Origin of the sequence: Pseudomonas putida (assembly GCF_026625125.1) — a bacterium.
In the GTDB taxonomy this organism is placed as follows: domain Bacteria; phylum Pseudomonadota; class Gammaproteobacteria; order Pseudomonadales; family Pseudomonadaceae; genus Aquipseudomonas; species Aquipseudomonas putida_X.
The window spans coordinates 4,706,012-4,719,751 of the sequence record NZ_CP113097.1; the positions used below are offsets into that span (position 1 = coordinate 4,706,012).

The window sequence follows — 13,740 nt, forward strand, 5'->3', positions numbered from 1 at the left end:
GTGTGCTTAGAGGCCGTGCATTCTAGCCTAATTCCGCGGCTTGCGGCACCCGCCAGAGGGCAATGCTGCCGGGCGGCGGAACCGGACTTCGGGGTCAAAAAAAGCGACAGGCCGCACGCTGCACGCTGCAGGAAAAAACAGGTGCCGCGCAGGTCGCTTTTTTCCTGCCGCTTGCGGCGTGCTGCCGGGAGCCAGCATCACAGAACGCGCTACCAGACAACCTGGCAGTTGTCGAGATATGGCGCCCCCCGTCCTTTGCGTATACTGCAAGCTATGTTCGCCCATACTGCTTTGCGCCAGCGTTGCGCCAAATGGCTTTTCGCAACCGGTCTCTTTCTATTGCTCGGTGCCTGCGTTGAAAAACCCAGCACCCTCGAGCGCGTGAAGGAGGACGGCGTGCTGCGCGTGATCACCCGCAACAGCCCGGCCACTTACTTCCAGGACCGCAACGGCGAAACCGGCTTCGAGTACGAGCTGGTCAAGCGTTTCGCCGACGATCTTGGCGTGAAGCTGGAGATCGAGACCGCCGACAACCTCGACGAATTGTTCGACGACCTGGGCAAACCGTCAGGCCCTGTGCTGGCAGCGGCCGGCCTGGTCAGCAGCGAACGGCGCAAGGCCCAGGCAAGGTTCTCCCATCCTTACCTGGAAGTGACCCCTCAAGTCATCTATCGCAACGGCCGCTCGCGCCCCACCGACCCCCAGGGCCTGGTCGGCAAGAAGATCATGGTGCTCAAAGGTAGCAGCCATGCCGACCAGCTGGCCGAATTGAAAAGGCGGTATCCGGGCCTGGAATACGAAGAGTCCGACGCGGTCGAGGTGGTCGACCTGCTGCGCATGGTCGATGAAGGGCAGATCGACCTGACCCTGGTCGACTCCAACGAACTGGCGATGAACCAGGTGTACTTCCCCAACGTGCGGGTAGCCTTCGACCTTGGCGAAACCCGCAACCAACGCTGGGCAGTGGCCCCAGGCGAAGACAACAGCCTGCTGAACGAAGTCAACGAGTTCCTCGACAAATCCCAGAAAAACGGCACGCTGCAGCGCTTGAAAGAGCGTTATTACGGCCACGTCGACGTGCTCGGTTACGTGGGCGCCTACACCTTTGCGCAGCATTTGCAGCAGCGCCTGCCCAAGTACGAAAAATACTTCAAGAGCTACGCCAAGGTTGAACAGGTGGACTGGCGCCTGCTGGCCGCGATCGGGTATCAGGAATCGCTGTGGCAACCGGAAGTCACGTCCAAGACCGGCGTACGCGGCCTGATGATGCTGACCCAGCGCACGGCCCAGGCGATGGGCGTGTCCAACCGCCTGGACCCCAGGCAGAGCATCAAAGGTGGCGCCAAATACTTCATGCTGGTCAAGCAGCAGCTCGATGACAGCATCAAGGAGCCAGACCGCACCTGGTTCGCCCTGGCGGCCTACAACGTCGGCAGCGGCCACCTTGAAGACGCGCGCACGCTGGCCAAACGGGAAAAGCTCAACCCGAACAAGTGGCTGGACGTGAAGAAGATGCTGCCGCGCCTGGCGCAGAAACAGTGGTACCGCCAGACCAAGTACGGTTACGCCCGGGGTGGCGAGCCGGTACATTTCGTGGCCAACATCCGCCGTTACTACGACATCCTCACCTGGGTGACCCAGCCGCAGTTGGAAGGCCAGGTGGCCGAGGGCAGCCTGCATGTGCCTGGCGTGAACAAGGACAAGCCGGCAGAGCAGTCGCCGCCGATGTGACGCTCAAGGCCCTATCACCGGCAAGCCGGTGCTCATAGGGGCAGCGCCAGTCTTGTCGTAGCGCCGCACCTGTAGACCGGTTTGCCGGCGATGCGGCCAGAACAGGCTAGGCCTTGGCCCGCCGGGCCTTGAAGAAGTCGCTGAGGATCTGCCCGCATTCTTCAGCCAGTACCCCGCCCTCGAACATTACCCGATGGTTCAGAAAGCCCTGGCTGAAGAACTGCCCCTGGCTCTGCACGATGCCCGCCTTGGGCTCCAGCGCACCGTAGACCACCCGCGCCACCCGCGAATGCACGATCAACCCCGCGCACATGCTGCAAGGCTCCAGGGTCACGTACAAGGTGCTGCCCGGCAGCCGGTAATTGCTGGCGGATTTCGCCGCCGCGCGGATGGCGACCATTTCGGCATGGGCACTGGGGTCGCTGTCGATGATCGGCCGATTGAAGCCCTGCCCGATGACCTGGCCGTGCTGCACCAGCACCGCCCCCACCGGCACCTCGCCCAGCGCGGCACCTTGTGCAGCCAGGTCCAGGGCCAGGCGCATGAACGCCTGATCATGGCTGCGATCGATGATCTGTGGGCGCATCAGACCACCGCAATCGCGGCCATCAGGCCGGTTTCCATGTGGTCGATGACGTGGCAGTGGAACATCCAGGTACCTGGATTATCGGCCACCAGCGCCACTTGGGCCCGCTCGTTCTTGCCCAGCAGGTAGGTATCGGTGAACCACGGCTCGACGATCTTGTGCCTGTTGGAGGCAATCACCTTGAAGCTCATGCCATGCAGGTGAATCGGGTGCTGGTACTGGGTCATGTTCTTCAACTCGAAGATGTAGCTCTTGCCTTTTTGCAGCGTGGCGATCGGCCGGTCGGCGCAGGTCTTGTCGGTGATGTCCCAGGCCTGACCATTGATCTGCCACAGGCTAGGCGGCCTGCCATTGTCGGTGTTGACCGAAACCTTGCCCACCCATTCGAAATTGAAGTTCAGCTTTTCGGCATTCTCCAGGTCCGGCTCGGCCACCGGGTTCGGTGGCAAGGCAGGCGGCCAGTCGCTGGGGGCATCATTGCTGGGCACCGAGCGCAACGTGCCCAAGCGGACGAAGCCATCGCGCAGGGAAATTTCTTCACCTGCCTGGGGGATGCGGATCGCCAGACAGATACGCATGCCTGGCCCCAGCCAGTACTCGTCATCGAGCACACGCGGGGTGACCGGATTGCCATCGAGGGCATAGATTCTGGCCTCGTGATCACCGCCCTTGAGGTTCAGGCGATAGGTCCAGGTGTTGTCCAGGTTGAGCAGACGCAGGCGCACAACCTGCCCGGCCGGTAATTCGGTTACCGCATCAGCCTGGCCATTGATAGTGATCAGCCGGCCAGCGGTACCATTGCGCGCCGCTTCGCGGGGGATGCTGAACGGCAGCCAGGCCCCCTGCTCGTCCACGTGCCAGTTCTTCAGGCTCAGCGTGCGCTCATGCACAAAACCGGTGGGCTCGCGCTCCTCGACGATCAGTGGGCCGACCAGGCCGCGCCCGAGCTCTTCAGAGCTGCTGACGTGCGGGTGATACCAGTAGCTGCCGGCGTCAGGCACGCGGAACTTGTAGTCGAAGTACTCGCCCGGCTTGACCGGCAACTGCGACACATACGGCACACCGTCCATTTCCAGCGGCAGGCGGATGCCATGCCAGTGAATGGTGGTTTCCACCGGCAGGTGGTTGATGAAGCGCACCCGCAACCAGGTGCCCTGGCGGACCCGCAGCTCGGTACCGGGTGCCGACGGGCCGAAGGCCCAGGCCTCGGTCTTGAAGCCAGGCACGAGCTCGACCTCCAGAGGCGCCGCGATCAGTTCGTAGTCGTGCCCGGCATTCTCATCCTCGACCTTGCCCAGCCAGTACCGCGCTGCGCCTCCGGCGCCCAGGCCTACTACAACCAGGCCAGTGAGGCCCTTGAGCATTTGTCGACGGGTGAAGGACATCGGTGCGGGTACCTCGTTTGAGCGCAATCAAGCTGCCAGCACGGCTGGCGATGAAGGGCGAATACGATACACCTGCAAATGCGAAAGATTAAGTGAAGTCTCGTCGCAGGGGGCTCATCGGCCTTCCCAGATACAACAAGGGCGCCTTGCGGCGCCCTTGTGGCTCAACTCATTCCCACTCGATAGTGGCCGGCGGCTTGCTCGACACGTCGTAGGTGACGCGCGAGATACCGTCGATTTCGTTGATGATACGGCCGCTGACAGTCTCCAGCAGGTCGTAAGGCAGGTGCGCCCAGCGCGCGGTCATGAAGTCCACGGTCTCGACAGCACGCAGGGCCACGACCCAGGCGTAGCGACGGCCGTCGCCCACGACACCCACCGACTTCACCGGCTGGAACACCACGAACGCCTGGCTGGTCTTGTGGTACCAGTCGGCCTTGCGCAGCTCTTCGATGAAGATGTGGTCGGCGCGACGCAGAATGTCGGCGTACTCCTTCTTCACTTCACCGAGGATCCGCACACCCAGGCCTGGGCCTGGGAACGGGTGGCGGTAGACCATGTCGTACGGCAGGCCGAGTTCCAGGCCGATCTTGCGCACTTCGTCCTTGAACAGTTCACGCAGCGGTTCGACCAGCTTGAGGTTCATTTCCTCCGGCAGGCCACCCACGTTGTGGTGCGACTTGATCACGTGAGCCTTGCCGCTCTTGGCGCCGGCCGACTCGATCACGTCCGGGTAGATGGTGCCCTGGGCGAGGAACTGGATGTTTTCCAGTTTGCTGGCTTCGGCGTCGAACACGTCGATGAAGGTACGACCGATGATCTTGCGCTTCTTCTCCGGGTCGGCTTCGCCTTCCAGGTTGTCGAGGAACTGCTTCTCGGCATCGGCACGGATCACTTTTACGCCCATGTTCTCTTTGAACATGGCCATCACCTGATCGCCTTCGTGCAGACGCAGCAGGCCGTTGTCGACAAAGACGCAGGTCAGCTGGTCGCCGATGGCGCGGTGCAGCAGCGCAGCGACCACCGAGGAATCGACACCGCCAGACAGGCCCAGCAGAACGTTGGCCGAGCCGACTTGCTGACGCACCTGGGCGATGGCGTCTTCGACGATGTTCGAAGGGGTCCACAGGGCTTCACAGCCACAGATGTCCTGCACGAAGCGGGACAGGATGCGACCGCCCTGCTTGGTGTGGGTCACTTCCGGGTGGAACTGCACACCGTAGTAGCCGCGCGCGTCGTCGAACATGCCGGCGATCGGGCAGCTCGGGGTGCTGGCCAGGATGTTGAAGTTGCCCGGCATCTGGGTGACCTTGTCGCCGTGGCTCATCCACACGTCCAGGCCCAGTACGCCGTCGCCATCGACGTGGTCTTCGATGCCGTCGAGCAGGCGGCTCTTGCCGACCACGTCAACACGGGCATAACCGAACTCGCGCAGGTCCGAACCTTCGACCTTGCCGCCCAGTTGCTCGGCCATGGTCTGCATGCCGTAGCAGATGCCCAGCAGCGGTACGTTCAGGTCGAACACGGCCTGCGGAGCACGCGGGCTGTTGGCTTCGTGGACCGACTCGGGGCCGCCGGCGAGGATGATGCCGCGCGGGTTGAATTCGCGGATCGCTTCATCGTCCATGTCGAACGGATGCAGTTCGCAGTAGACACCGATCTCACGCACGCGGCGGGCGATCAGCTGGGTGTACTGAGAACCGAAATCGAGGATCAGGATGCGGTGAGCGTGAATGTCGAGGGCCATGACTCAATCTCTGGTGCAGCTGCAAGCGTCTAGCTGCGAGCTGCAAGTTGATCGGGGAAAACGCGGTAGCTGCTGCAACGCAACTACCGCTTGGAGCTTGCTACTTACCGCTGGAGGCTTCAGCCGACCCGGTAGTTAGGGGCTTCTTTGGTGATCTGCACGTCATGCACGTGGGACTCGGCCATGCCGGCACCGGTGATGCGCACGAATTCCGGCTTGGTGCGCATCTCTTCGATGGTTGCGCTGCCGGTGTAGCCCATGGACGAACGCAGGCCGCCCATCAGCTGGTGGATGATCGCGGCCAGGGCGCCCTTGTACGGTACGCGGCCTTCGATACCTTCCGGCACCAACTTCTCGGCACCGGCCGAGGAGTCCTGGAAGTAACGGTCGGAGGAGCCTTGCGCCTGCGCCATGGCACCCAGCGAGCCCATGCCGCGGTAGGCCTTGTAGGAACGGCCCTGGAACAGCTCGACTTCACCCGGAGCCTCTTCGGTGCCGGCGAACATCGACCCCATCATCACGCAGGAAGCACCGGCGACGATGGCCTTGGACAGGTCACCCGAGAAACGGATGCCGCCGTCGGCGATCAGAGGCACGCCCGTACCTTCCAGTGCGGCGGCAACGTTGGCGATGGCACTGATTTGCGGGACGCCGACACCGGCGACGATACGGGTGGTGCAGATCGAGCCTGGGCCGATACCGACCTTCACGGCGTCGGCGCCGGCTTCTGCCAGGGCCTTGGCCGCAGCGCCAGTGGCGATGTTGCCGCCGATCACCTGAACTTGCGGGTAGGTTTCCTTGACCCAGCGAACACGGTCGATCACGCCTTTGGAGTGGCCGTGGGCGGTATCGACGACAACCACGTCAACGCCAGCGGCAACCAGGGCAGCAACGCGCTCGCCGGTGTCCTTGCCGGTGCCGACCGCAGCGCCGACGCGCAGGCGACCCTGGTCGTCCTTGCTGGCCAGCGGGTAGGCCTTGGCCTTTTCGATGTCCTTGACGGTCATCATGCCCTTGAGGGTGAACTTGTCGTCAACGATCAGGACTTTTTCCAGGCGGTGCTTGTGCAGCAGCTCGCGGACTTCGTTCTTGTCGGCGCCTTCGCGCACGGTGACCAGGCGCTCTTTGGGCGTCATCACGTCGCGCACCTTGGCATCCAGGCGGGTTTCGAAGCGCACGTCACGGGAAGTGACGATACCGACCAGGTCGCCGTTCTCCAGCACCGGAACACCCGAGATGTTGTTCAGGCGGGTCAGGTCGAACAGGTCGCGCACAGTGGCGTCGGCGTCGATGGTGATCGGGTCCTTGACCACGCCAGCCTCGAACTTCTTGACCTTGCGGACTTCGCCGGCCTGCTGTTCGATGGTCATGTTCTTGTGGATGATGCCGATGCCGCCTTCCTGGGCCATGGCAATGGCCAGGCGCGCTTCGGTCACGGTATCCATGGCGGCGGAAACCAGAGGAATGTTCAGCTCGATGCCACGAGTCAAACGGGTCTTGAGACTGACTTCATTGGGCAGTACCTCGGAGTAGCCAGGTACAAGGAGGATATCGTCGAAAGTCAGGGCTTCTTGGCTGATACGCAGCATCGCGGGGGCTCCCGGGCGGGAAAAATGGAAGCGCGCCATTATACTCATCCACGGCGCGCCGCTCAATGCAAAATAAGGGCCTTCGGTCAGCGTGCTGGCAGTTTTACCTGCACCACCGCCACCGGCTGGTCCAGCCAGTCGGCGAAGCTGTCGAGAAAGGCCTGGGTAAACCCGGCCTCGCCCCAGTTGTTGAAGATGAACCCCAGGTTGGAAAAGGCACATGGCTGCAGGTAAATGAAGCCATTGATGTCGTCTTCGAAGCCGCACAACGGGCAGGTGAAGTTGTCACTCACCCCCGGCATCCACTCCTCCAGGCTTTCGAACAAAGGTTCGCCCACCTCGCGCCGGCACTCGGGGCAGCCGGCTTCTTCGAGGAAACCCTCGGTGGGCGTATAGATGCAGCGTTTGAGCATCACTTCAAGGCCGTTCACCGGCACGCCGATCGGGAGTTGTTCCGGGTGCAGGGCGATTTTGCGTGCACCTTCGGCCAGGGCATGGCCCATGCGGTTGCCGGTGCGACCACAGGTGGTCAGTTGCTCCTCGACCACCTTTTCGCGCACCAGCCAGCGCAGGATGGCCCGGGCGCGGGCCTCGTGCACAGGTACGGTGGAAAGTTTAGGGACGATGATGCTCTGGGTGTTCATGGGCGAAACGGGCCTGGGGATTGCGGTGGTCGGGCAATTCTACCGTTCACGCGCCCAGGTAGCGACCTGGTCAGCGCAAGGCCGCAGGCGCCATCGCTGCAACAGCCGAGGCCTCTGTGCGCAACCACCTAGTCCAAGGCAAAATTGCCCCCTGCACTTGGCGCCCTCCCCCCACCCCCTTATCATGCCCCCATGATCAAAGACCCCTTCGAACGACTCGGCCTGGACCGCGAGGTCCTCACCGTCAGCCAGCTCAACGGCCGTGCCCGTGTGCTGCTGGAAGACGTGTTCCGCAGTGTCTGGGTGGAAGGCGAGATATCCAACCTCGCCCGCCCGGCCTCCGGCCACATGTACTTCACCCTCAAGGACAGCGGCGCCCAGGTGCGCTGCGCGCTGTTCCGGCAGAGCGCCACGCGGGTCCGCCAGGCCCTGCGTGATGGCCTGGCAGTGCGAGTGCGTGGCAAGGTCTCGCTGTTCGAAGGCCGTGGCGACTACCAGTTGATTCTCGACACAGTCGAACCGGCCGGTGACGGCGCCCTGCGCCTGGCCTTCGAGGCACTGAAGGAAAAGCTCGGGGCCGAGGGCCTGTTCAGTGCCGAACGCAAGAAGGCGCTGCCAGCCCACCCGCAACGCATCGGCATCATCAGCTCGCCCACCGGTGCGGTCATCCGCGACATCATCAGCGTCTTCGGCCGCCGCGCTCCGCAAGTCGAACTGAACCTGATCCCCACAGCGGTGCAGGGCCGCGAAGCCATCGCGCAGATCGTGCGCGCGATTCGCCTGGCCGACAGCCGCGGTTTCGATGCCCTGATCCTGGCCCGTGGCGGCGGGTCGCTGGAAGACCTGTGGTGCTTCAACGAAGAGGCCGTGGCGCGTGCAATCGCGGCCTGCGTCACACCGATCGTCAGCGCCGTGGGCCATGAGACCGACGTGTCGATCAGCGACTTCGTTGCCGATGTGCGCGCCCCTACGCCCTCAGCCGCTGCCGAGCTGCTTGCCCCCGATAACAGCGGGCTGCAGCAGCGCCTTGAGGGGCTGCAGCGGCGCCTGCTGCTGCGCATGCAGAACCGCCTGGCCCACGACCGCCTGCGCCTGGAATCGCTGACCCGGCGCCTGCGCCACCCCGGCGAGCGCTTGCGCCAGCAGGCCCAGCGCCTGGACGACCTGGACATGCGCCTGCGCCGCGCGTTCCTGCAGGGCCTCAACCAGCGCCGCGAACGCCTGGCGCGCCTGGACACACGCCTGGCCGCGCAACATCCGGGGCGCACGTTGAAACTGCTCAGCCAACGCCTGGACAGCCTCGCCGAGCGCCTGCCGCGGGCCATGCGCGAGGTGCTCAAGGACCGTCGCCAGCGCTTTCAGGCGCAACTGCAGACGCTGCAAGTGGTCAGCCCGTTGGCGACCCTGGCACGCGGCTACAGCATCCTGCTCGACGAGCATGGCCAAGCCATCCGCAGTGCCGAGCAAACCCGCAACGGCCAGCGCCTGACAGCCCGCCTGAATGAAGGCGAATTGCAGGTGCGCGTCGAGGACAACCACCTGACTCCGGTCACCCTTTCCCTACTGGACTGACACATGCCCCGCCTGTTCGCCCCTCTGCTTGCCCTATCCCTGTTGTTGCTGGCTGGCGGCGCCCAGGCCAGCTACATCACCCGCACCCTGAACAAACCTGTCCCGGGTGGCGTTGCCGTGGTCGATCTGGGCCCGGCGGCCACAGCGCCGAGCGCACGCTTCGACGGCAAGCCGGTGCTGGTGGTCAAAGAGCAGGACAACTGGCTGGCCATCGTCGGCATTCCACTGACGCAAAAGCCCGGCACGGCCGTGCTGTCCCAAGGCGGGCGCACCCTGCCGTTCAGCGTTGGCACCAAGAAGTACCCCGAGCAGCACATCACCCTGAAGAACAAGCGCCAGGTCAACCCTAACCCCGCCGACCTCAAGCGCATCGACCGTGAACTGGCCGAGCAGATCAAGGCCTACCGCAGCTTCAGCCCCAACCTGCCGAGCAACCTGATCCTCGACAAGCCGGTCAGCGGCCCGCTGTCGAGCAAGTTCGGCGTTCGCCGCTTCTTCAACGGTGAAGAGCGCAACCCGCATGCGGGGCTGGATTTCGCGGTGCCAGCCGGCACGCCGATCAAGACACCGGCCAATGGCAAGGTGATTCTGGTGGGCGATTATTTCTTCAATGGCCGCACGGTGTTCGTCGACCATGGGCAGGGCTTCATCAGCATGTTCTGCCACATGTCGAAGATCGACGTGAATGTCGGCCAGCAGCTGCGCCGCGGGGATGTGGTGGGCAAGGTTGGGTCGACCGGGCGGGCGACCGGGCCGCACATGCACTGGAACGTTAGCCTGAATGATGCGCGGGTGGATCCGGCCATCTTCATTGGGGCGTTCCAGCCTTGATCCGTGGCGCCTTCATCGCCGGCAAGCCGGCTCCCACATGGATTTGCGCCGGCTTTGAGATATCGGGCAAGACGCTCGCTTCCACAGGTAAAGCGCTGGCCGGAAGAACTGCGCGGTCGTGGTGGGAGCCGGCTTGCCGGCGATGGGGCCCGCCCTTTTGCACCCCTTGGCTTGATTTGCGCGATCAAAAAATACCGCGCAACAGGTGTAAAGCTTGAGACGAATAACCGCCATAAAATCTCGCCATAAAGATTTTTTTAAGCATTTATCTCAATTTTTCGGCAGCGCTTGCCATCCCTCACCCCACTGGTTAGGGTTGAAGGCATGAAAACCACCAGCACCCTCATCCTGCTCCGACAACATCGCAGCCTTTGCCTGGTCAGCGCCCGACTACCAGGCTGATCGCGTCGCCTCGCCTCTTCATCTCGTTATCGCTCGGCAGGCCCGATCTCGGCCGCACACAAAAGGATTGCTTCCATGACCATGCTCAAAGACCCTTCGAAGAAGTACCGCGCCTTCCCGACCATCGACCTGCCAGACCGTACCTGGCCGTCGAAGACCATCACCGAAGCGCCGATCTGGTGCAGCTCGGACCTGCGTGATGGCAACCAGTCGCTGATCGAGCCGATGGACTCGGAGAAGAAGCTGCGGTTCTGGAAGACCTTGGTGCAGGTTGGCGTGAAGGAAATCGAAGCCTCGTTCCCGTCCGCCTCGCAGACCGATTTCGACTTCGTGCGCACCTTGATCGAAGAGGGTCACATCCCGGATGACACCACCATCCAGGTGCTCACCCAGGCCCGTGAAGACCTGATCGCGCGTACTTTCGAATCGCTGCGCGGGGCCAAGAAGGCCATCGTCCACCTGTACAACGCCACCAGCCCGTCGTTCCGCCGCATCGTCTTCAACCAGGACAAGCAAGGCGTCAAGGACATCGCGGTGAACGCGGCCAAGCTGTTCGTCAAGTACGCCGCCCAGCAGCCGGAAACACAGTGGACATTCCAGTACTCGCCGGAAACCTTCAGCGCCACGGAGCTTGAGTTCGCCAAGGAAGTCTGCGACGCAGTCATCGAAGTGTGGAACCCGACGCCTGAGCACAAGGTCATCCTCAACCTGCCGGCCACCGTGGAAGTTGCCACGCCGAACATCTACGCCGACCAGATCGAGTGGTTCTGCCGCAACATCAGCCGCCGCGACAGCGTGATCATCAGCCTGCACTGCCACAACGACCGTGGCACCGGCATCGCCGCCACAGAACTGGGCCTGATGGCCGGTGCCGACCGTGCCGAGGGCTGCCTGTTCGGCAATGGCGAGCGTACCGGCAACGTCGACCTGGTGACCCTGGCGCTTAACCTCTACACCCAGGGCATCGACCCACAACTGGACTTCTCCGACATCGACGGCGTGCGCAAGGTGGTCGAAGAGTGCAACCAGCTGCCGGTTCACCCGCGGCATCCGTATGTCGGTGACCTGGTACACACTGCGTTCTCCGGCTCGCACCAGGACGCCATCCGCAAGGGCTTCGCCAAGCAGCAGGAAGGCGAGCTGTGGGAAGTGCCGTACCTGCCGATCGACCCGGCCGACATCGGCCGCAGCTACGAGGCCGTGATCCGCGTCAACAGCCAGTCGGGCAAAGGCGGCATCACCTACCTGCTCGAGCAGGAGTACGGCATCAGCCTGCCGCGCCGCATGCAGATCGAGTTCAGCCAGGTGGTTCAGGGTGAAACCGACCGCCTTGGCCTGGAAATGACCGCGCAGCAGATCTACAGCCTGCTGCACAAGGAATACCTCCAGGCCAACAGCCCGTACGCACTGGTCAGCCACCGCCTGCAGGAAGAAAACGGCCACAGCGCAGTGGAAGTGGAAGTCGCCGGTGAAGGCGAAACTACCCTGCACTGGCGCGGCAAGGGCAATGGCGCCCTCGAAGCCCTGGTAGCCGGCCTGCCGGTTGCGGTGGAGATCATGGACTACAACGAGCACGCCATCGGTGCCGGCACCAATGCCAAGGCCGCGGCCTACATCGAACTGCGCGTGGCCGGTGGCCGCCCTGTGCACGGCGTGGGTATCGATGAGAACATCACCACGGCCAGCTTCAAGGCACTGTTCAGCGCGCTGAACCGCTCGCTGAGCCAGCAAGAGGCCAAGGCCGCGTAACTTGCCCCCCCAAAAAAGCCCGCATCTGTGATGCGGGCTTTTTTTTACCCTGGATTCACCAGTTGGACTGTCAGCCAGCTTAAACAACAGTTTAAGAAAAATCAGGCCCGTCAGTCAGTATGAGGACTACCCATTTTCACTTTCAACGAAGCGACTGCCATAGGTGCGAGCCCTAACCCTACGGGCACAATACCCGCAAGTATGGCTACAGCGCTGCCAAAAGAACTGCTTATCAACCCTGCCAATGGGACAGAAAGCAGCATCGAAACTTTGAAGAGTGCACTGGTAATTCCGGTGACTCTGCCAAGCAAAGCCGCGGGTACCAGCGCCTGTCTCAATGTCCAAGCTGTAATGATCACATAGGCCCCAAAGAAGCCCACGAAAAAGGCCGACACATAGTAAGACTCAAACGTTCCTAGTCCAAGTGGCGACACCCCTGATGCAGCCATTCCAGCACTGCATGTACACACAGCAATGCGGGTATTTAATGCACGCATCATCCTCGGTGCGACTAATCCGGAAAAAATGGAACCCAAAGCATATGAAACCAAAAGGAATGGTGTTTCGCTGATATTGAATACCCCACTGTCCGCAGCACTCAGGAGCACGAAAAAAAGATAAATAGCTGTGAAGGCATTATTGCCCACGACGATATAAACAACATGCACCAGCGGCTTGTTTTGCACAAGCGCCCTATAGCTGGAGATAAAGGAAGTGGGGACAACCGGGGCGATGCGAGGCGGGAGTTCGAAAGAGGAGTAGCGATACAGAAAACTTGAAAGCAAAAAACAAATGGAAGCACCATAAAATACTACCGCCGGATTTTGCAACATCAAAAAATATGAGACGGCGACGGGCGATAGGATGAGCGCACAGTGCTCGACGATAAGTAATCGTGCATTCATGCGCGGGAGTAAATCTTTATGGAGGATACGGGGTATCAGGCAAGCACGAAGATTGCTGAGTATATATATCCCGATGGAAATCACACTTAATAGAACAAACGTCTCTAACAACGTCCATCCCCCTCGCCGAATCGCATACAACGCCACATCACAGCATAGCCCCAGCGCGACCAAGAAACCTAAGGCTCGCGAGCGAACTCCATCCACAAGTCTCCCAGCCCAATAACCAAAGGCAACTGGACCTAAATAAACGGTCGCTCTTAGCAGCGCTGAGAAAACTTCATCCCCCGACCCACTTAGCCTGCTTAGCGGTACGTAGATAAAAATCACCTGCGTTGCACACGCCTCGACAAAGAAAGCAAGAAGCAGACATGTTATTGCCTTTGATTGATTGTTCATAATTAACTAGTTACAAATCAATCAACGAAGCGTAAATCGCGGCCAATCTACCGTCAACCAGCAGATTAGGTTGAATTGTCACCTGACAGTGACAATTTTATCCCTGGAAGAGCAAATGTAAAAAAAACATACAGGGCATTGAGTTTTTCACCAAGTGCGACTAAGACTGAATCAGCAACTCATCCACAACAACAAAAAAC

10 protein-coding genes are annotated in these 13,740 nt (G+C 61.6%); 4 read left to right on the plus strand and 6 right to left on the minus strand.

What is annotated here, in order from left to right:
- The first annotated feature begins 273 nt into the window (after positions 1-273).
- A complete protein-coding gene (gene mltF / locus OSW16_RS21675) occupies positions 274-1,731 on the plus strand; it encodes a membrane-bound lytic murein transglycosylase MltF (protein ID WP_267818406.1) in 1,458 nt (485 codons plus the stop codon).
- Positions 1,732-1,837: 106 nt separating this feature from the next.
- On the opposite strand, the gene tadA is transcribed toward mltF, so the two are convergent.
- The 5 genes from tadA to OSW16_RS21700 all read right to left on the minus strand — a co-directional run bounded on the left by tadA (position 1,838) and on the right by OSW16_RS21700 (position 7,682).
- Positions 1,838-2,317, minus strand: a complete 480-nt coding sequence (tadA, locus tag OSW16_RS21680; RefSeq protein WP_241804302.1) for a tRNA adenosine(34) deaminase TadA — start codon at positions 2,315-2,317, stop codon at positions 1,838-1,840.
- The gene (locus tag OSW16_RS21685) at positions 2,317-3,702 is read right to left on the minus strand and encodes a multicopper oxidase family protein (RefSeq protein ID WP_267818409.1); all 1,386 of its coding nucleotides are present in this window, start codon (positions 3,700-3,702) and stop codon (positions 2,317-2,319) included. Before OSW16_RS21685 ends, tadA begins: the two co-directional genes overlap by 1 nt.
- A 169-nt stretch (positions 3,703-3,871) precedes the next feature.
- Positions 3,872-5,449 (minus strand): glutamine-hydrolyzing GMP synthase, encoded by a 1,578-nt coding sequence (guaA, locus tag OSW16_RS21690; protein WP_241804300.1) that lies wholly within the window; start codon positions 5,447-5,449, stop codon positions 3,872-3,874.
- A 119-nt stretch (positions 5,450-5,568) separates the two neighbouring features.
- Positions 5,569-7,038, minus strand: coding sequence for an IMP dehydrogenase (gene guaB, locus OSW16_RS21695; RefSeq protein ID WP_267818412.1), 1,470 nt, complete (start codon positions 7,036-7,038; stop codon positions 5,569-5,571).
- Positions 7,039-7,124: 86 nt separating this feature from the next.
- Positions 7,125-7,682, minus strand: a complete 558-nt coding sequence (locus OSW16_RS21700; protein ID WP_267818414.1) for a sugar ABC transporter ATPase — start codon at positions 7,680-7,682, stop codon at positions 7,125-7,127.
- 192 nt (positions 7,683-7,874) lie between these two features.
- On the opposite strand from OSW16_RS21700, the gene xseA reads away from it, so the two are divergent.
- From xseA to leuA, 3 genes are all read left to right on the plus strand, one after another.
- Positions 7,875-9,254, plus strand: a complete 1,380-nt coding sequence (xseA, locus tag OSW16_RS21705) for an exodeoxyribonuclease VII large subunit (RefSeq protein WP_241804297.1) — start codon at positions 7,875-7,877, stop codon at positions 9,252-9,254.
- A 3-nt stretch (positions 9,255-9,257) separates the two neighbouring features.
- Positions 9,258-10,085: a M23 family metallopeptidase gene (locus OSW16_RS21710; protein ID WP_196996972.1), complete on the plus strand. Its 828-nt coding sequence runs from the start codon at positions 9,258-9,260 to the stop codon at positions 10,083-10,085.
- Positions 10,086-10,562: 477 nt separating this feature from the next.
- On the plus strand, positions 10,563-12,236 hold the full coding sequence (gene leuA, locus OSW16_RS21715) for a 2-isopropylmalate synthase (RefSeq protein WP_125924466.1): 1,674 nt from the start codon (positions 10,563-10,565) through the stop codon (positions 12,234-12,236).
- Positions 12,237-12,346: 110 nt separating this feature from the next.
- Here the strand turns inward: leuA and OSW16_RS21720 are convergent, their stop codons facing one another.
- Entirely contained in the window at positions 12,347-13,540 is a 1,194-nt protein-coding gene (locus OSW16_RS21720; protein ID WP_267818417.1) for an MFS transporter, read from the minus strand.
- Positions 13,541-13,740 lie beyond the last annotated feature (200 nt).

Bases quoted from the DNA above. Each gene is read 5' to 3' on its own strand.
- xseA (WP_241804297.1), top strand. From the start codon at position 7,875: ATGATCAAAGACCCCTTCGAACGACTCGGCCTGGACCGCGAGGTCCTC.
- OSW16_RS21685 (WP_267818409.1), bottom strand. From the start codon at position 3,702: ATGTCCTTCACCCGTCGACAAATGCTCAAGGGCCTCACTGGCCTGGTT.
- mltF (WP_267818406.1), top strand. From the start codon at position 274: ATGTTCGCCCATACTGCTTTGCGCCAGCGTTGCGCCAAATGGCTTTTC.
- guaA (WP_241804300.1), bottom strand. From the start codon at position 5,449: ATGGCCCTCGACATTCACGCTCACCGCATCCTGATCCTCGATTTCGGT.
- guaB (WP_267818412.1), bottom strand. From the start codon at position 7,038: ATGCTGCGTATCAGCCAAGAAGCCCTGACTTTCGACGATATCCTCCTT.
- OSW16_RS21720 (WP_267818417.1), bottom strand. From the start codon at position 13,540: ATGAACAATCAATCAAAGGCAATAACATGTCTGCTTCTTGCTTTCTTT.
- OSW16_RS21710 (WP_196996972.1), top strand. From the start codon at position 9,258: ATGCCCCGCCTGTTCGCCCCTCTGCTTGCCCTATCCCTGTTGTTGCTG.
- leuA (WP_125924466.1), top strand. From the start codon at position 10,563: ATGACCATGCTCAAAGACCCTTCGAAGAAGTACCGCGCCTTCCCGACC.
- OSW16_RS21700 (WP_267818414.1), bottom strand. From the start codon at position 7,682: ATGAACACCCAGAGCATCATCGTCCCTAAACTTTCCACCGTACCTGTG.
- tadA (WP_241804302.1), bottom strand. From the start codon at position 2,317: ATGCGCCCACAGATCATCGATCGCAGCCATGATCAGGCGTTCATGCGC.